General features: G+C 61.8%; 16 protein-coding genes and 1 pseudogene. 10 read left to right on the top strand and 7 right to left on the bottom strand.

Annotated elements, in window-relative coordinates; all coding sequences use genetic code 11:
* Positions 1 to 1,092: pseudogene (locus ETQ85_RS27030) on the bottom strand (MutS N-terminal domain-containing protein); the annotation flags it as partial.
* A gap of 230 nt (positions 1,093 to 1,322) precedes the next feature.
* Positions 1,323 to 2,477, bottom strand: coding sequence for a Spo0J and IME4 domain-containing protein (locus tag ETQ85_RS19320; protein ID WP_148580723.1), 1,155 nt, complete (start codon positions 2,475 to 2,477; stop codon positions 1,323 to 1,325).
* A 96-nt stretch (positions 2,478 to 2,573) separates the two neighbouring features.
* Here ETQ85_RS19320 and guaA point away from each other — a divergent pair, with 96 nt between their 5' ends.
* From guaA to ETQ85_RS19300, 4 genes are all read left to right on the top strand, one after another.
* Positions 2,574 to 4,136 (top strand): glutamine-hydrolyzing GMP synthase, encoded by a 1,563-nt coding sequence (gene guaA, locus ETQ85_RS19315; protein WP_246128830.1) that lies wholly within the window; start codon positions 2,574 to 2,576, stop codon positions 4,134 to 4,136.
* A 246-nt stretch (positions 4,137 to 4,382) separates the two neighbouring features.
* A complete protein-coding gene (locus ETQ85_RS19310; protein ID WP_148580721.1) occupies positions 4,383 to 4,943 on the top strand; it encodes a hypothetical protein in 561 nt (186 codons plus the stop codon).
* Between the two features lie 22 nt (positions 4,944 to 4,965).
* On the top strand, positions 4,966 to 5,274 hold the full coding sequence (locus ETQ85_RS26630; RefSeq protein ID WP_148580720.1) for a hypothetical protein: 309 nt from the start codon (positions 4,966 to 4,968) through the stop codon (positions 5,272 to 5,274).
* A gap of 77 nt (positions 5,275 to 5,351) precedes the next feature.
* Positions 5,352 to 6,158, top strand: a complete 807-nt coding sequence (locus ETQ85_RS19300; protein ID WP_148580719.1) for a response regulator transcription factor — start codon at positions 5,352 to 5,354, stop codon at positions 6,156 to 6,158.
* Between the two features lie 8 nt (positions 6,159 to 6,166).
* On the opposite strand, the gene mfd is transcribed toward ETQ85_RS19300, so the two are convergent.
* The 4 genes from mfd to ygfZ are packed head-to-tail and all read right to left on the bottom strand — an operon-like array spanning position 6,167 to position 11,818.
* Positions 6,167 to 9,610: a transcription-repair coupling factor gene (mfd, locus tag ETQ85_RS19295; protein WP_148580718.1), complete on the bottom strand. Its 3,444-nt coding sequence runs from the start codon at positions 9,608 to 9,610 to the stop codon at positions 6,167 to 6,169.
* 52 nt (positions 9,611 to 9,662) lie between these two features.
* The gene (locus ETQ85_RS19290; protein ID WP_148580717.1) at positions 9,663 to 10,430 is read right to left on the bottom strand and encodes an NRDE family protein; all 768 of its coding nucleotides are present in this window, start codon (positions 10,428 to 10,430) and stop codon (positions 9,663 to 9,665) included.
* Entirely contained in the window at positions 10,421 to 10,711 is a 291-nt protein-coding gene (locus ETQ85_RS19285) for a DUF4936 family protein (protein WP_281283110.1), read from the bottom strand. The genes ETQ85_RS19290 and ETQ85_RS19285 overlap by 10 nt, the downstream gene beginning before the upstream one ends.
* A gap of 9 nt (positions 10,712 to 10,720) precedes the next feature.
* Complete coding sequence (gene ygfZ, locus ETQ85_RS19280; protein ID WP_484456002.1) at positions 10,721 to 11,818, bottom strand: CAF17-like 4Fe-4S cluster assembly/insertion protein YgfZ; 1,098 nt, start codon at positions 11,816 to 11,818, stop codon at positions 10,721 to 10,723.
* Positions 11,819 to 11,924: 106 nt separating this feature from the next.
* Between ygfZ and mltG the strand changes: the two genes are divergently transcribed.
* Genes mltG through ETQ85_RS19250 form a run of 6 tightly spaced genes read left to right on the top strand, consistent with a single transcriptional unit; the run spans position 11,925 to position 16,449 of the window.
* Positions 11,925 to 12,926: an endolytic transglycosylase MltG gene (mltG, locus tag ETQ85_RS19275; RefSeq protein WP_148580714.1), complete on the top strand. Its 1,002-nt coding sequence runs from the start codon at positions 11,925 to 11,927 to the stop codon at positions 12,924 to 12,926.
* Positions 12,923 to 13,540 (top strand): dTMP kinase, encoded by a 618-nt coding sequence (gene tmk / locus ETQ85_RS19270; protein ID WP_148580713.1) that lies wholly within the window; start codon positions 12,923 to 12,925, stop codon positions 13,538 to 13,540. The genes mltG and tmk overlap by 4 nt, the downstream gene beginning before the upstream one ends.
* 53 nt (positions 13,541 to 13,593) lie before the next feature.
* Positions 13,594 to 14,598 carry a DNA polymerase III subunit delta' gene (holB, locus tag ETQ85_RS19265; protein WP_246128829.1) on the top strand — a complete coding sequence of 335 codons (1,005 nt, stop codon included), beginning with the start codon at positions 13,594 to 13,596 and terminating at the stop codon, positions 14,596 to 14,598.
* On the top strand, positions 14,595 to 14,963 hold the full coding sequence (locus tag ETQ85_RS19260; RefSeq protein WP_148580711.1) for a PilZ domain-containing protein: 369 nt from the start codon (positions 14,595 to 14,597) through the stop codon (positions 14,961 to 14,963). The genes holB and ETQ85_RS19260 overlap by 4 nt, the downstream gene beginning before the upstream one ends.
* 14 nt (positions 14,964 to 14,977) lie before the next feature.
* Entirely contained in the window at positions 14,978 to 15,751 is a 774-nt protein-coding gene (locus ETQ85_RS19255) for a TatD family hydrolase (protein ID WP_148580710.1), read from the top strand.
* The gene (locus ETQ85_RS19250; RefSeq protein WP_148580709.1) at positions 15,748 to 16,449 is read left to right on the top strand and encodes an ankyrin repeat domain-containing protein; all 702 of its coding nucleotides are present in this window, start codon (positions 15,748 to 15,750) and stop codon (positions 16,447 to 16,449) included. Before ETQ85_RS19255 ends, ETQ85_RS19250 begins: the two co-directional genes overlap by 4 nt.
* Here ETQ85_RS19250 and ETQ85_RS19245 read toward each other — a convergent pair.
* Entirely contained in the window at positions 16,446 to 16,628 is a 183-nt protein-coding gene (locus ETQ85_RS19245) for a hypothetical protein (protein WP_148580708.1), read from the bottom strand. The genes ETQ85_RS19250 and ETQ85_RS19245 overlap by 4 nt on opposite strands.
* Positions 16,629 to 16,791: the final 163 nt, after the last annotated feature.

The following is a 16,791-nucleotide window of genomic DNA, read 5'->3' as shown; positions in this document are numbered from 1 at the left end:
TGGAAGGAGTTGGCCGACGCTATCGCGCAGGGCCGACAGATCCCGCGGCCGGGCGCTGCGCAGGGCCACGCGGGCAGTGATGCGTTCCACGTCGGAGACGCCGCGCAACACGCGACGGATGACTTCGGCCGGGCCTTCGCCCAGTTCGCCGACGGCCGCATGGCGGTGACTCGCGGCGGCGCGGTCACGCAGTGGGTGATGCAGCGCGTGACGCAGCCAGCGGGTGCCCATGCTGGTGGCGCAGGTGTCGAGCAGCGACAGCAGCGTGGGCGCCGCCTCGCCGCGCAGGGTTTCGGTGAGCTCCAGGTTGCGCCGGGTGGCGGCGTCGAGGCGCAGGTAAGCGCTGTCGCGCTCGGCCGTCAGCGCCGTGATGTGGGCCAGGGCCTGGCGCTGGGTGGAGCGGGCGTAGTCGAAAAGGGCCGCGGCGGCGGCCAGCGCCACCGGCATGTCGTCGGCGCCAAAGCCGGCCAGATCGCGGGTGCCAAAGTGCGTGGTGAGGAGGCGTCGGGCGGTTTCGGCGTCAAATTGCCAGTCGGCCAGACGACGCAGGCTGGGCGACAGATGCTCGAGCAGCGGCAGGCGCAGGCCGTCAGGAATCAACACCTCGGCCGGGCGCAGGCGTTCAAATTGCGCAGCCAGGTGCGGCGCGTCGCATTCGAGCACGCGGAAGTCGCCGTTGGCGAGGTTCAGCCAGGCCAGGCCCAGCACGCCCCGGTGCAGGTTGACGGCCAGCAGCGGCGCGTCGGCCTTGTCGTCGAGCAGCGCCGCGTCGGTGAGCGTGCCCGGCGTGACGATGCGCGCCACCGCCCGCTCCATCGGCCCCTTGGTCGCGCCCGGGTCGCCCACCTGCTCGGCAATCACCACCGATTCACCGAGCTTGACCAGCCGCGCCAGGTATTGCTCCACCGCGTGGTAAGGAATGCCGGCCATCTTGATCGGCTGCCCGGCCGACGCCCCGCGGGTGGTTAGCGTGATGTCCATCAGGCGCGAAGCCTTCTCGGCATCCTCGAAGAACAACTCGTAAAAGTCGCCCATCCGGTAGAAGAGGAGGGTGTCGGGGTGGTCGTGCTTGATGCGAAGATATTGCTGCATCATGGGCGTATGCCCCTGGAGGCGTTCTTCCAGTGTCGTCGTTGTGCCGGCTTTTTCTTTGGAGATCAATCTATTACCTAAAACCTTTATGGGTGGTCCGGAGATTCGGGCGTTAGTGAATGCTTGCGGCCGCAAGTGGGCGCATGGCGATTCGACTAGTCTGGCGCAGCGCGCAAGTGTACCGGGGCAGGGCCGCCTGATCCATTGCAAGGATGCACTGCCGAATGGTGTCAGTGTGTCGCTGTCGGGCGGTCTGCGCCGAACATTGCCCAGCCGCTGCGTTTGTTCTGCGAGAAAATTTCGATACGACGCAGCCAGTCTGGAAACGCCAGATCGACCCAGTTCGCCAGGATCGGAGGCTTTCCGGATTGCCGGGCGGGGTCGGCCTCGAAGACCGAAGGCAGTTGCCGGTCCGGCTTGCCAACACCTGCGCCTTTTCGTGCGGCGATGACCATTTCATGAGTCATCCGGAACATTCCGGCCCCGACGACGCCATTCACTTTTTTCCACACTGCACAGCCTGCGTAATGCAAACCCCAGGCGGGCAGAATTGTCGTCATCACGTCGGAGAGAAAATAGGAAGGCACCCACACGAAGACGAGCGCATCGTGGGCCAGTGGCAAACGCATCGCCGCAATTTCCTGGACAGACATCAGCCCGCGATGAAACCCCGGCGAGCAGTTTGTCGACAAGGCGCTGTTCCCGTAGTCCCACGGGGGATCTATGATGGCAATATCGAACTCGCCATCCGGAAAGGCCGGATCGTATACACCCTTTCGGGCTTCAATGGCCTCTCTGGCCCTTGTTCGTCGGGCTTCCAGTTGCCGGGCCCTGACCAGGGTGGCAGCGGCCAGCACTTCCTTTTGCTGCTCTTTCGACAGTTTCGCCAGCCTGGCCGCCTCGGAGAGGGAAATCTGCCCACCACTGAGGGCTTCGAGCAACTCTGCCGAGCCTTGGGCCGAGACTTTTCGGGCCCGTTGTATCGAGTCTGCCGAGACCGAAAAAAGACGCGCGGCGTTGCCCTGAGTCATAGATGCCGCTGCAGCGGTACCTATAGTGAATCGGTTTGTCCCCTTGGGCAGGTTTGCATAGCGCATGGCCAGAATGGCCCGGTCGGTCGGGGAGAGATGGCGGCGATGCAGGTTGACCGAGATGATGTGTCTGATCAGGGTTTCCTCGTCTCCGTTCCACAAAACGGTTTTTGGCGTGATGCCCAGGGACGAGCACGCCATCCAGCGGTGCCGGCCATCGGCGACCAGCCCTTCGAAAAGAAGGATGGGTTCCTGTTGTCCATTAATCCGGATGTCTTCGATGAGCGCGGAGAGTTCGCTCTGTGACATCGACGGGAACAAGTCTGATACGGGATGAAAAGCGGTGGAATGCATCCCTTCATTTTACGTTGCCACGCTCTGCTCGGCTCGTCAGGTCCCGCCAGACGTTATAATTGCGCGCTTCCTGTCTTCCATCCTACGGAAACCGCCGTGCACAAGAAAATCCTGATCCTCGATTTCGGCTCCCAGGTCACCCAGCTCATCGCCCGTCGCGTGCGCGAGCAACAGGTGTTCTGCGAAATCCATCCCTACGACGTGTCGGACGACTTCATCCGCAGCTTTGCGCCCGAGGGGATCATCCTGTCCGGCGGCCCGAACTCGGTCTATGCGGCCGAAGAGGTCAAGGCGCCCCAGGCTGTCTTCGAGATTGGCGTGCCTGTGCTCGGCATTTGCTACGGCATGCAGACCATGGCTTCGCAGCTGGGCGGCAAGGTGGAAAGCTCCGGCAAGCGTGAGTTCGGCTACGCTGAAATCCGTGCCCGTGGTCACTCGGCCCTGTTCCGCGACATTCAGGACCGCGTCAACGACGAAGGCCACGGCCTGCTCGACGTGTGGATGAGCCACGGCGACAAGGTCACCGCGCTGCCCCCGGGTTTCAAGGTCATCGCCTCCAACGAATCCACCCCGCTGGCCGCCATGGCCGACGAAGACCGCAAGTTCTACGCGGTGCAGTTCCACCCGGAAGTCACCCACACCATCAAGGGCCGTGAAATGCTGGCCCGCTTCGTCCACGACATCTGTGGCTGCCAGCACGACTGGAACATGCCTGATTACGTAAATGAGGCCATCGAAAAGGTGCGCGCCCAGGTGGGCAAGGATGAAGTCATCCTCGGCCTGTCCGGCGGCGTCGATTCCTCCGTGGTTGCGGCGCTGCTGCACAAGGCGATTGGCGATCAGCTGACCTGCGTGTTCGTCGATAATGGCCTGCTGCGCCTTAACGAGGGCAGCATGGTCATGGAAATGTTTGCCCGCAACCTGGGTGTCAAGGTTATCCATGTGGATGCTTCCGAGCAGTTCATGGGCCACCTGAAAGGCGTGTCCGACCCGGAAGCCAAGCGCAAGATCATCGGCCGCGAATTCGTCGAAGTCTTCCAGGCCGAAGCCGCCAAGCTGCCCAACGCCAAGTGGCTGGCCCAGGGCACCATCTACCCGGACGTGATCGAATCTGCCGGCGCCAAGACCGGCAAGGCCCACGCCATCAAGAGCCACCACAACGTGGGCGGCCTGCCGGATACCCTCAACCTCAAGCTGCTCGAACCCCTGTGCGAACTGTTCAAGGACGAAGTCCGCGAACTGGGCGTGGCTCTCGGTCTGCCGCGGGAAATGGTTTATCGCCATCCCTTCCCGGGCCCGGGCCTGGGTGTGCGCATTCTTGGCGAAGTCCGCCAGGACTTTGCCGACCTGCTGCGCCGTGCCGACGCGATTTTCATCGACGAACTGCGCGCCGCTGACTGGTACGACAAGACCAGTCAGGCCTTCGCCGTCTTCCTGCCGGTAAAGAGCGTCGGCGTGATGGGCGACGGCCGCACCTACGAATACGTCGTTGCACTGCGCGCCGTGCAAACTGCCGACTTCATGACTGCCCACTGGGCCGAACTGCCGCACAGCCTGCTGGGCAAGGTGAGCAACCGCATCATCAATGAAGTGCGTGGGATCAACCGGGTGGTGTACGACATCTCGGGCAAACCGCCGGCAACGATCGAGTGGGAATGAATAGTTTGAGGAATTGTCGCCATTAATTGCTGACAGCTTGTGTGGTGTTCCAAAACGGTTACCCCGCGCGGTTCGAACGCGTGACGGTAACCGTTTTGGCGTAAACCGCGGTTCCCAGGCTGATTGAGTCAGCTTTCAAGACTTGTTGATACCACTGATGCGCACTAAGCTTGGAACAGAGACTCCACGCTTCCGACGTTCCCCTTAAGTGCGGGGGCCGCCTTCGTTTTGAGAAGGATTTTGGCCGTGAAGGTTTTTTCGCTACTCTTCGTTGCCGGTTTATTGGCTGGTTGTGCCAGTTTATTGCCAACCGCCAAGCAGGATGTGAGCAACAAGTGGCACGATTTCGAGGACGCCAAAAAAAGCTTCGACCTGATTGTTCCGTACCGTACCAACATGGACACGGTGCGCGAATTGGGGTTTGACCCCAACATGACCCCCAATGTGCAGATTCTCAATCATTCCCAGGTGGTGCGTGCAGTGCTACCGTCGCCACTGCAGGAATTAGCGTCCATTCCGAAGGGAATTCTGGCCTGCATGAGAGCGCAGGAGGCTTGTACGGGCTATCTCATGGAGCCTAGCCGCATTGACCGCAAACGGGACGGAAATTTCTTCCTGGACTTCCTCAATTTCAAGCGTAATACGCAGGTCACCGGCTGGAAGTTTGGCGCATTGATTGTCGTTATCGACAACATGGTCGTCTACAAACAGTGGAGTGGTCGCCCCCGCATCGAAGAAACCGAATTGCGCCGCAATCCTCTCGGGCCGCTGCAGGGGGCAGGGGAATCTGTTATCAACCTGCCGTGAACATGCATCAAGGAAGCAAGACATGACAATGGCGACTCTGGCCCTTCTGGTGGTGTTGCCGACCGGGTGGGCAATGGCAGTGAAACTGGCCGATGGTGGGCCAGCGGGTTTGGCATGCCAGGCCAAGGGGGCCGCATTTGCCGTATTCCAGTTGGCCGTGATGGTCGGGCTGGTTGTGCTCGATACCTGGTGGGGAATGCTGTTCTACGCCTTTCTGATGTTGGCGACCGGGCACATGTTTCTGGAGGCGCTCTCGAAGCGTTACCCGGCCAGTCGACTCGGGGCCTGGTGGGGCCAGCAACAGGCAGCGGCCGTATCGCGAAGAAAATAATCGGCTCCGCTTGCCCTCAAGCTTTCCGGATTTCGTTCGCTAATCCATTGTTGCAATTACCCTTACAGGCAATAACGATGGCCAGCAGCGCGCGTTTCGAAAAACTTCAGGCTCTGCTCGTGGAGCCCTCCGCCTTGCAGGCGAAAATCATCCGGGCCGAATGTGATGAAATCGGTCTCACAAAGGTCGTCGTGGTAGGAACACTTGCTGACGCCCTTGCCGCCATGCATGCATCCCGGCCCGACGTAACCCTGTCAGCACTTTATCTTCCAGACGGCACGGGTACAGATCTGGTTGAGGCGATGCGGGCTGAAGTGAATCTGGCGGACCTGCCTTTTGTCCTGATCTCCAGCGAGACTCGTCCCCAGGCTCTCGACCCGGTGAGACAGTCCGGCGCCTGCAGCATTCTTCCCAAACCGTTTACGGCAGCCCAACTGGCTACCGCGCTGGGCCGTACGCTGGACTTGCTCGGTACCTGCCACACGCTGGACGACGATTTCGACCTGGAATCGTTGCGGGTGCTACTGGTGGATGACAGCCCCAATGCGCGACGTTTTATTCGTCGGGTACTGAGCAACCTGGGCTTGCAGCATTTCATCGAAGCGGCCAACGGCAAGGAGGCAGTGGCCTTGCTGGAGGAAACGATGGTCGACCTGATCGTGACCGACTACAACATGCCGGAGATGGATGGTCGCGAGTTCGTCGAATACGTGCGCACCCGAAGCTGGCAGCAGTCAGTGCCGATTCTGATGGTGACCAGCGAAGCCGACGAAAGCCGGCTGGCTGCGGTGGAAGAGGCTGGCGTATCGGGTATCTGCGACAAGCCCTTCGAGCCGACCATCCTGCAGCAGGTGCTGGCCGGCATCATGAGGCAGGTTGGCTGAAGCGTGAGTTACGCCCTCACCGCATCCAGCAGTGCCTTCACGGCAACAACCCGTTCTTTCAGCTCCGGCGTGGCGATCTTGCGAATCAGCTTGTCGGGGCCGGACATGCGGGTCGTGCGATCCTTCTGGATCAGCATGATGACCTTCACCGGGTCGATGGCCGCATCCTTGCCGAATTGCACGGTGATCTGGCTTTCAGAGGCATCCAGCTTCTGCACGCCGTAGGGCTTGACCATCATGCGCAGGCGGTGGGTTTCGAGCAGGGTGCGGGTTTGTGCCGGCATCTCGCCAAAACGGTCGATCAGCTCTTCCTGAATGTCGCGCAGCTCCTCGTCGGCCTCGCAGTTGGCGAGACGCTTGTAGAGCGTGAGGCGTTCCTGCACGTCGCTGCAATAATCGCTGGGCAGCAGCGCGGGAGCGTGGAGATTGATCTCGGAGACCACATCCAGCGGCTGGCTGAGGTCGGGTTCCTTGCCCTGCTGCAAATCACGTACGGCGCGCTTGAGCATCTCGGTGTAGAGACTCACACCAACCTGCTGGATTTCACCAGACTGGTTGTCGCCGAGCACTTCGCCGGCACCGCGAATCTCCAGATCCTGCATCGCCAGGTAGAAGCCGGAACCCAGCTCCTCCATCATGGTGATGGCTTCCAGACGTTTCTGGGCCTGGGCTGAGGGCTTGGCGTGGGCGTCGGTAAGCAGATAAGCGTAGGCCTGGTGGTGCGAGCGTCCAACACGGCCGCGCAACTGGTGAAGCTGGGCCAGGCCGAAGCGGTCGGCGCGGTGGATGATGATGGTGTTGGCGGTCGGGATGTTGATGCCCGTCTCGATGATGGTGGTGCACAGCAGCAGGTTGGCCTTCTGCGTGGTGAAGTCGCGCATCACGCGCTCCAGTTCCCGCTCGGGCAACTGGCCATGACCCACCACGATGCGCGCTTCCGGCAGCAGTTCTTCCAGTGCTTCCTTGGTGTTTTCGATGGTCTCCACTTCATTGTGGAGGAAGTACACCTGCCCGCCACGCTTGAACTCGCGAATCACGGCCTCACGGATGATGCCCTTGCTGTGGCGCTGCACGAAGGTTTTGATGGCGAGGCGTTTTTGCGGCGCGGTGGCGATCACCGAAAATTCGCGCAGTCCTTCGAGAGCCAGGCCGAGGGTGCGGGGAATCGGCGTGGCGGTAAGGGTGAGGATGTCCACCTCGCTGCGCAGGGCCTTGAGGGCTTCCTTCTGGCGCACGCCAAAACGGTGTTCCTCGTCGATGATTACCAGACCGAGACGCTTGAAGGTGACGTCTTTCTGCAGCAGGCGATGGGTGCCAATGAGGATGTCTACCTTGCCCTCGCTGAGCAGCTTGATAGCTTCAGCCTGTTCCTTGGCGCTCTTGAAGCGCGACAGTTCGGCAACCTTGATCGGCCAGTCGGCGAAGCGGTCGGCGAAGGTCTGGTAATGCTGTTCGGCCAGCAGTGTGGTGGGGCACAGCACAACCACTTGCTTGCCGTCGGCCACGGCGATGAAGGCGGCGCGCAGGGCTACCTCGGTCTTGCCGAAACCCACGTCGCCGCACACCAGGCGGTCCATCGGCCGGCCCGACTTCATGTCGGCCACCACGGCCTCGATGGCCGCCATCTGGTCGGGAGTCTCCTCGAAGCCGAAGCCGTCCGAGAAGGCTTCCAGGTCGTGTTGCTTGAAGTCGAAGGCGTGGCCCTTGCGCGCGGCACGGGTGGCGTACAGGGCCAACAGTTCGGCAGCGGTGTCGCGCACCTGCTGGGCGGCCTTTTTCTTGGCCTTTTCCCACTGGCCGGAGCCGAGGGTGTGCAGGTGCACGGCCTCCGGGTCGGCGCCGGCGTAACGGGTGATCACGTGCAGCTGGGACACCGGCACGTAGAGCTTGTCTTCGTTGGCGTATTCGAGGTGCAGGAATTCGGTGTCGCCTTCGCCCAGATCCATGTGCACCAGGCCGATGTAGCGGCCGATGCCGTGGCTGGAGTGCACCACGGGGTCGTTGGGCTTGAGTTCGGAAAGGTCACGCAGCCAGCCTTCCATCGTCGCCGCCTTGCGGCTGTCGCGGCGCGTGCGGGTGCGGGCGGTGGCGGCGTAGAGCTCGGACTCGGTGATGACGGCGAGGCCCGCCTCCGGCAGCACAAAACCGGCGGCCAGTGGCCCGGTACCGAGGGCCAGGCGGGCGTCACCCGTCAGAAAGGCGTCAAAGTCGGCATTGGCATTGGGTTTGAGGGCGTACTCGGCGAAGTACTCGGCAATCGTCTGCTGACGACCGGCGGATTCGGCGAGCACCAGCACACGACCGGGAAAGCGGCCGCAAAAGGCCTTGAAGCGGTGCAGTGGGTCGGAGGCCTTGCGCTCGACCGAGATGTCCGGGAGCGCTTCAGCCAGGCCATCCGTGCCGCCCGCCGGCAGGGCCAGGCGGGTGCGTTCTTTGAGGGCAATGAAGAACGCTTCGTCCGACAGGAAGAGTTGTTCCGGCGGGAGAATCGGCCGCGTCTTGTCGCCTCCCAGCAAATGATGTCGGCTGCGGGCGTCCTTCCAGAAGGCTTCGATGGCGCCGGGCACGTCCCGGTGCAGGAAGATCGGGGCGCTCTCGGGCAGGTAATCGAAGAGCGTTGCCGTCTCGTCGAAGAACAGCGGCAGGTAGTACTCGATGCCGGCCGGGGCGATGCCGTTGGAGACGTCCTTGTAAACCATGCAGCGGGATGGGTCGCCCTCGAAGGTTTCCCGGAAGCGCCCGCGAAAACGGGTACGGCCCTTTTCGTCCATCGGAAATTCCCGCGCCGGCAAGAGACGCACTTCCTTCACCGGAAAGACGGTGCGCTGGGTATCCGGGTCGAAGGTCTTGATGCTCTCGATTTCTTCGTCGAAAAGATCGATGCGGTAAGGTAGCGCGGCGCCCATGGGAAACAGATCCACCAGGCCGCCGCGCACGCTGTATTCACCAGGCGACATAACCTGGGTAACGTGGGCGTAGCCGGCCACGGTCATCTGCATGCGCAGGCCATCCACGTCGAGCTTGGCGCCTTGTTTGAGGAAAAAGGTGTAGCCCGCCAGGAAAGCCGGCGGTGCAAGGCGGTAGAGCGCGGTGGAGGCCGGCACGAGGGCGATGTCGGCCTCGCCACGGCTGATGGCGTAAAGCGTCGACAGGCGCTCGGAGATCAGGTCCTGGTGCGGCGAGAAGCTGTCGTAGGGCAGGGTTTCCCAGTCGGGCAGCAGGTGGGTCCGCAGGCCCGGCGCCAGCCACGCGATCTCGTCCGACAGGCGCTGGGCGTCGAGCGGGTTGGCGGTGATCACCACCAGCATCCGTCCGCCGCCAGCCAGTCGGGCAATGGCGAGGGCGTCGGCCGAACCGGCGAGGGCCGGCAGGTCGAGGCGTTGGCCAGGCTTGGCACGGGCAAAAGCGTCGAGGGTCGGAAGGAGGGCGCTGAGAGGGCTGGAGGCGGTCATGCGGAGGCGTGCTGCGGGGGAAAATCAAGAGGCGGATTATAGGCGCCAGGGCTTAGCCTCGGGCGACCTGGAATGTTTCGGCGACCCTGCCGGTTTCAACGCCAACAGCATTCCAGGTGGATTCGATGACGTGGGTCCAGCCATGGCGGTTGCGGCGGATGACTGTTGAGCAGCGTGTGCCGTAGCCGGGTGCGCGAATGAACGCGCTGGAGAGCATGCGCTCCCAGGCGAGGCTGACGCCGGTTCGCGGCAGGTGGGCATCCGCAGCCGGACGGTCGTCGCGCAGGAGTTCGCACAGCGGTGTGTCGTCGGGCAGGGCGCGCAAGGCGTTGGCGAGCCGGGATTTACCGGCCACCACCTTGGGCCAGGGCGTGTCGAGGAGGTGATTGGAAAGCGCGTAGAGGCCAGGCTCAAGAACACGGGCCGCGCCGCTTTCGCTTTCGTAGATGCCGAGGGTTTTGCCGTCTGAAACAAAGAGGTTGAAAGCGTTATAACGTGGACCTTCGAGCGTGAGGCGGGCTAAAGATTCGGCCGTGCTTTCGTGGCTCGCCAGAAAGTCTGCCACCAAGGCCCCTCGTGACGGCGTGCCGCTGCGGTTGCGCTTCGGGTCGCGGAAGTTGGTCAAGCCTGCGAAACGGCCGTTACGACTCAGGCCGAGCCATGTGCCACCGGCTTCCAGATCACGTCCGGCAAACACGGCGGGCACATCCTGCCACCAGCCCGCCTCGGCCGCCGGCCGGGCAAAAAACTCGTCCCGATTGGCAGCCACAACCAGCGGGTAATCCGGGTCAGCCCGCCAGGCGAGGAGAATCAGGCACATGAGATAAAGCGTTCCGTATGTCGACGTCCCCCATCCTCGACAAAACGATCAAGACCGTGACGTTCAACAGCCTGCTTCAGCATGGCATCAAAAGCGGTCACATCCATCACGTTTTCGTAGATTTCCATCCAGGTCCACGGGTCGTCAGCCTTGCGCAGAAAGCGTCCGGCGATGCCCGTTTTTTCGGCGATTTCACCTTGAAGGTTGTAAAGTGCCCGGCTCAGATCGTTTTCCATGCCGATCCGCACCGGGTAATAGATGTAATAGCTGGACGGTAACAAAAGCTGTACTCAGGGCAGAGCGTAAGGAAGGGGCAGGAAGCGCACACCGGGACCGGCAGTCGAACCCAGGTGCACGTCAGTGGACTCCGCGCTGGACGTCTGCAGCACGACCAGTGCGTCATAGCCGCTGGTCGGTGCCGGGGTCGCAAGTACCACCTTGCCGGCCGACTGCTCGCCGAACTCGGGGGAGTACACATCCGTGCCCGGCGTCGGCAGAACATCGGTTTCAATGTGCACGCGGAACATGCGCTTTTTGAGCTTGCCCAGGTAATGGGTGCGGGCCACGATTTCCTGACCAGGGTAGCATCCCTTGTTGAAGCTCACGCCACCGATAAGATCGAAGTTGAGCATCTGGGCGACGAACTCTTCCTGAATCGGCAGGGTGACTGTCGGCAGACCTTCGGAGATATCCAGCCAGCGCCAGGCTGCGGTGCCGGCCGGTGCGGCGCCGGCAGCGACGAACTTGTCCCACAAAGCCAGCGCTTCGGAGAGCGGCGCCGATACGATGAAACGCGCCCCATCCAGGCGCACCACCGTGGCTAGGCCGGATGCCGTGGCACGCGGTGCGCCGGGAATGTGCAGGCCCGCGGCTTCGAGCACAGCGCCGGCTTGTGGGCCGGCCAAGCCGATCAGTACGCTGTCGGTGCTGTCATCCATCAGTCGCACCTTGGAGCGCAGGATGTACATGGACAGTTTCTTGAGCATGGCCGCGTGGATGTCGGCCGACAGGGCCAGCAGATAGTCGCCGCCTTCCCGCCACAACAGGATATTGGCCAGCATGCGGCCCTTGGGGCTGTTGAAGCTGGTGAACTGGGCCTCGTTGGGGCCGAGCTTCTTCACATCGTTGGAGAAGAGGTTGTGGAGCAGCAGGCTCGCATCTTCCCCGGTGCCGCGAATGGCGCCGAGATGCTGCAGCGGCACGACGACGGTGCCCTGCGTGGCGAGGGCAACATCTTGCCGTTCGTCGTCATTGAACTTGACGGAGTAGTCCGAAAACTGTGCGCCGTTAGCGCCGAGATGGGATTGCCAAGTTGCATTCATCTGTCTGGTCCTGTCGCAAAAACGAGTCTTAAAGCGGTTTGCGCTATTATAGGGGCGTCGCCGCACGGGGGTTGCCAAGCGCACTCGAAGCAATAATCAAGCCCTCGTAATTTGCCGGCTCCCTCTTCTTTATTCACCCCATTCGTTCGTTCCGGAAGCGCCAAGTTCCCTGATGAAGCGCCTGTTTTTTCGTTTATTTGTCACTGCGCTCATCAGCGTTGCCTGCCTGGCCGGACTTTTGGCGTGGTTCGCACACACGCCAGTCGGTTTGCGCCAAAGCCCCCTCGACGTAACCATCGAGCCCGGGTCGTCGATGAAGCAGGTCGCCCGTCAACTGGTGGAGGCGGGCGTCGATGTACAGCTCTTTGCGCTGGTCTTCCTTTCCAGAGTGACCCGTCAGGCCAACGGAATCAAGGCGGGCAGCTATGAGTTCGAGGCAGGCATCACGCCGCGGGCACTGCTGAACAAACTGACGCGCGGCGATGTCACCCAGGCTGATCTGGCACTGATAGAAGGCTGGAATTTCCGCCAGTTCCGCGCCGCTCTGGATCGTCACCCAGACCTCATCCACGACAGCCTCGGCCTGACCGACGCGCAGATTCTCGAGCGCATCGGTGCCGCGGCCCGTCATCCGGAAGGCCTGTTCTTCCCCGACACCTACCTGTTTGCCCGCAAGACCAGCGACCTGGACGTGCTCCGGCGCGCCTACCGCAACCAGCAAAAAATGCTGTTGCGTGAATGGGCGTTGCGCGCGGAAGGCTTGCCTTATAAGGATCCTTACCAGGCCCTGATCATGGCCTCCATCGTCGAAAAGGAAACCGGGCAGGCTGCCGATCGACCGATGGTGGCCTCGGTCTTCATCAATCGCCTGCGGGCCGGCATGCTGCTGCAAACCGACCCAACGGTAATCTACGGCCTGGGTAGCACGTTTGACGGCAATCTTCGCAAACGCGACCTGCAAACCGACACACCCTACAACACCTACACCCAGCCGGGGCTGCCGCCAACGCCCATCTCCATGCCCGGCATACCGGCCCTGCGCGCAGCGCTCAACCCGCCCGCGAGTAATTACCTGTATTTTGTCGCGCGCGGTGACGGCTCCAGCGCTTTCTCCCGCAACCTGGACGAACACAACCGGGCTGTTGCCCGGTACATCCGGAAAAGTACCCCGTGAAATCCCGCTTCATTACCTTTGAAGGCATCGACGGCGCCGGCAAGAGCAGCCAGATCGCCGCTGCCGTGGCCCTCATCGAGTCCCGTGGCATCCCCGTCGTGCAGACCCGCGAACCCGGTGGCACGCCACTCGGCGAAAAACTGCGCGAACTCCTGCTCCACGAATCCATGCACCTTGAAACCGAGGCCATGCTGATGTTCGCCGCCCGTCGTGAGCATCTGGCTGCATTGATAGAACCCTCGCTTGCTGCCGGAAAATGGGTGGTGTCCGACCGTTTCACCGACGCCACTTACGCTTATCAGGTGGGTGGCCGCGGCCTCGATGAGGTGCGTTTCTCTGCGCTGGAGAACTGGGTGCATCCCCATCTGCAGCCCGACCTGACGCTGATCTTCGACCTCGACCCGGCAGTCGCCGCTCGTCGTCTGGCCGGCACTGGCAACGCCCCTGATCGTTTCGAGCGCGAAAAAGCCGATTTTTTCGAGCGGGTTCGCAATGCCTATTTGCGTCGGGCGGCCGCCGACCCATGCCGGGTCAAGGTTATCGACGCCAGCCAGACTCCGGACGAGATTCGCAAAGAACTTCAAGAAATCTTGCTAGAAAGCTGTTTCCAATGATTTTCGAGTGGCACAGCGGGCTTTGGCAGCGAGTCCTGGAGAGCGCCGAGCGAATGCCCCACGCACTGCTCTTTTCCGGTCCGGCCGGTGGTGGCAAGCGCATTTTTGCCGAAGCCGTGGCGGCCCGCATCCTGTGCCTCCAACCCGGCCCCGACGGCCACGCCTGCGGCGTTTGTGAGGATTGCCTGTGGCGCCTGGCAGGCAACCACCCGGACCTGCTGCGCATCGTCCCGGAAGCCGACCAGGAAGAGCGCACCGACGCTCCAGTCGAAAAGGCCGAGGGCGGCAAGGCAGCCAGTCGCCAGATCGTTATCGAACAAATCCGCATTTTGCAGCAGGCTCTAACCACCGGCGGTCACCGGGGTAGCCGTCGGGTGGCAATTGTTGATCCGGCTGAGGCGATGAACCTGTTCACCGCCAACGCACTGCTCAAGCTGCTAGAAGAACCGACCACCAACGTTCAGTTCCTGCTGATTTCATCCGCACCCAAACGCCTGTTGCCAACGATTCGCAGCCGTTGCCAGACCTGGTCCTTCCCGCGTCCTCCGGCCGAAACAGCGGCGCGCTGGCTGGCCGAACGCAAGGTGCCGGACGCCGCATCGCTGCTGGCTTTTTCGGGTGGCATGCCCCTTGCCGCGGCAGAACTGGCCGAAGGCGGCGGCGCAGCAGCACGTCGTCGTTTCGTGGACGATGTAGCCAGCCTGCCAGCCAAGACCCCGCTCAAGCTGGCCGGAGAGTGGGAAAGCTGGCTGAAAAACAAGGATTCCCTGGCCGGTGGCTTCGACATGCCGACCCTGGTGGGCTGGATGCAGCGCTGGGTAACCGATCTGGTCAGCCTGCGCCTCGGTGGTCCGGTGCGCTTCTTTCCCGATCGTCAGGACGTACTGAGAGGACTGGCGAGTCGGCTGTCCGTCGATTCGGCCCTTGGCTGCTACAATGAAATCACCCAGTCGCGACGAGTTGCCCAGCATCCGCTCAATGCGCGACTCTTCCTTGAAGACATGCTTTTGCGGTATGCCCGGAACCTCCAGGCCGCCGCTCCGGCGGTGCGCAAATGAACGAACCCATCAGACGGACGACCCAGGCGCGCCCCAGCGTCCTGTCCCTGAACATCAGTTCCAAATCGGCCCTCTACGCGGCCTACATGCCCTTCATCAAGAATGGCGGAATCTTTGTGCCGACGGCCCGCGAATACAATCAGGGCGATGAAATTTTCATGCTGTTGCAGATCATGGACGACGTAACCAAGCATCCGGTTGCCGGAAACGTTGTGTGGATCACGCCCGCAGGTGCCCAGGGGAACAAGACCCAGGGCATCGGTGTCCAGTTCAGTGGAGACGAAGCTGGACTCGTGCTGCGCAACCGCATCGAGCAAATACTCGCAGGCCACCTGGGCTCGTCCCGCCCAACCCACACCATCTGACGCTTACACACTGCATGCTTGTCGACTCCCACTGCCATCTCGACTTTCCCGACCTGATTGAAAACGAAGCGGACGTTCTGGCCAGAATGGCCGAAAACGGCGTCACGCACGCCTTGTGCGTCAGCGTCAAACTGGAAACCCTGCCTGCAGTGATCGGCCTTGCCGAACGTCATCCCCACCTGTTCGCCTCTGTCGGTGTTCACCCGGACAACGCTGACTGCGAAGAGCCGGATGAAGCCCGCCTTCTTGACCTCGCCAACCACCCGAAGGTCGTCGCCATTGGTGAAACCGGACTCGACTACTACTGGCACAAGGATGCCCCCGAATGGCAGCGGGAGCGTTTTCGCACCCATATTCGCGCCGCCAGACGCTGCGCCAAGCCGCTGATCATCCACACCCGCAGTTCGGCCGAAGACACCATTCGTTTGATGCAGGAGGAGGGCGCCGAGCAGGCGGGGGGCGTGATGCACTGTTTCACTGAAACCCGTGACGTCGCGGAGCAGGCCCTGAACCTCGGTTTCTACATTTCCTTTTCCGGCATCGTCAGTTTCAAGAATGCCGAATCCCTGCGCGACGTGGCTCGTTTTGTGCCAGCCGACCGTCTGCTGGTGGAAACCGACTCTCCGTATCTGGCACCAATGCCCTACCGCGGCAAAACCAATCAGCCTGCTTATGTCCGGCATGTGGCTGAAGCAGTGGCCGCGGCCCGGGGTGAAACGCTGGAAACCATCGCCGATGTCACCACCCGCAATTTCTTTCGTCTTTTCAAGGACGCCAAACCATCATGAAGCCTGTCGCTCGATCTTCTTTCCTTCGACTCCGCACCGTTGCCGCGCTGCTCTTCAGTTTGCAGCTTTCGCTGCCGGTTGCCGCGGCTTCTCTGGATGATCTGCTCAATGCCGCCAAGCTCGGCGATGCCGGTGAAGTTGCCCAGTTGATCGCCCGCGGCATGGACACCAACTCGACCGACCAGTCCGGCAATACCTTGCTGATTCTGGCCGCCCGTGAAGAACAGCCCAAGGTGGTTGCCGAATTGATCAAGCAGCGGGGCGTGAAGCTGGATGCACGCAACGCAGCCGGTGACAGCGCCTTGATGCTCGCCAGCCTGCGGGGCTATACCGGCATCGTTGAACAACTGCTTGCTGCAGGCGCGGCTTTCGAACACGAAGGCTGGAATCCACTGCTCTATGCCGCTTTCGAAGGTCGTCTGGCAATCGTCGAAAAATTGCTCGCCAAGGGCGCCAATCCGAACGCGCTTGCTCCTAACCGAACGACAGCGCTGATGTTTGCCGCCCGCAACGGTCACGAGGATGTTGTCATTCTTCTGCTCAAGGCTGGAGCCGATCTCGACTGGAAGAATGACCAGAACGAAACCGCTGACACCTGGGCCGCCAAGAACCGCAACACTGACATTGCCGAGTTGATTCAGGCGGAACGCAAGAGCCGTGCAGCCCGCGGCAAGCAGCTTCGTATCGAGATCAATTAGTAGTAGCGCCGGCCGTGCCCCAGACGCCAGGGCAGCGACGGTGCTATCCGCCGCAGCAGGGCCACACCAAGCAGCACCAGGAGAACAGGCGCCAGGGCTTGTTCTCCCTGCCCTCCAGCCAGCAGAACGCCAACAACCAGGCCACTCGCCAGTAAAATCCGGCAAATCAGGACTTCCATCATCGACTCCTTAGTAAAGAGATTGACGCCCCGCAGGGCTCAAGGATGAACGCGCCGTGATTCGGGATGCTTGCCCGGTGTTGTTGTTACGCGCTCGGTAACTGTAATTATATACAGCACTTCACTGTATGCAAGTCTGTCGAGGGAAGTCGTGCGCCTGTCG

It is taken from the genome of Zoogloea oleivorans (assembly GCF_008107625.1).
Classification (GTDB): Bacteria; Pseudomonadota; Gammaproteobacteria; order Burkholderiales; family Rhodocyclaceae; genus Zoogloea; species Zoogloea oleivorans.
The sequence above is the reverse complement of the archived record's forward strand: the minus strand, read 5'-3'. Positions and strand labels throughout refer to the sequence as shown.

Bases quoted from the DNA above. Each gene is read 5' to 3' on its own strand.
- ETQ85_RS19260 (WP_148580711.1), top strand. From the start codon at position 14,595: ATGAACGAACCCATCAGACGGACGACCCAGGCGCGCCCCAGCGTCCTG.
- ETQ85_RS19300 (WP_148580719.1), top strand. From the start codon at position 5,352: ATGGCCAGCAGCGCGCGTTTCGAAAAACTTCAGGCTCTGCTCGTGGAG.
- ETQ85_RS26630 (WP_148580720.1), top strand. From the start codon at position 4,966: ATGACAATGGCGACTCTGGCCCTTCTGGTGGTGTTGCCGACCGGGTGG.
- mltG (WP_148580714.1), top strand. From the start codon at position 11,925: ATGAAGCGCCTGTTTTTTCGTTTATTTGTCACTGCGCTCATCAGCGTT.
- ETQ85_RS19255 (WP_148580710.1), top strand. From the start codon at position 14,978: ATGCTTGTCGACTCCCACTGCCATCTCGACTTTCCCGACCTGATTGAA.
- ETQ85_RS19245 (WP_148580708.1), bottom strand. From the start codon at position 16,628: ATGGAAGTCCTGATTTGCCGGATTTTACTGGCGAGTGGCCTGGTTGTT.
- mfd (WP_148580718.1), bottom strand. From the start codon at position 9,610: ATGACCGCCTCCAGCCCTCTCAGCGCCCTCCTTCCGACCCTCGACGCT.
- holB (WP_246128829.1), top strand. From the start codon at position 13,594: ATGCCCCACGCACTGCTCTTTTCCGGTCCGGCCGGTGGTGGCAAGCGC.
- ETQ85_RS19290 (WP_148580717.1), bottom strand. From the start codon at position 10,430: ATGTGCCTGATTCTCCTCGCCTGGCGGGCTGACCCGGATTACCCGCTG.
- ETQ85_RS19320 (WP_148580723.1), bottom strand. From the start codon at position 2,477: ATGCATTCCACCGCTTTTCATCCCGTATCAGACTTGTTCCCGTCGATG.
- ETQ85_RS19250 (WP_148580709.1), top strand. From the start codon at position 15,748: ATGAAGCCTGTCGCTCGATCTTCTTTCCTTCGACTCCGCACCGTTGCC.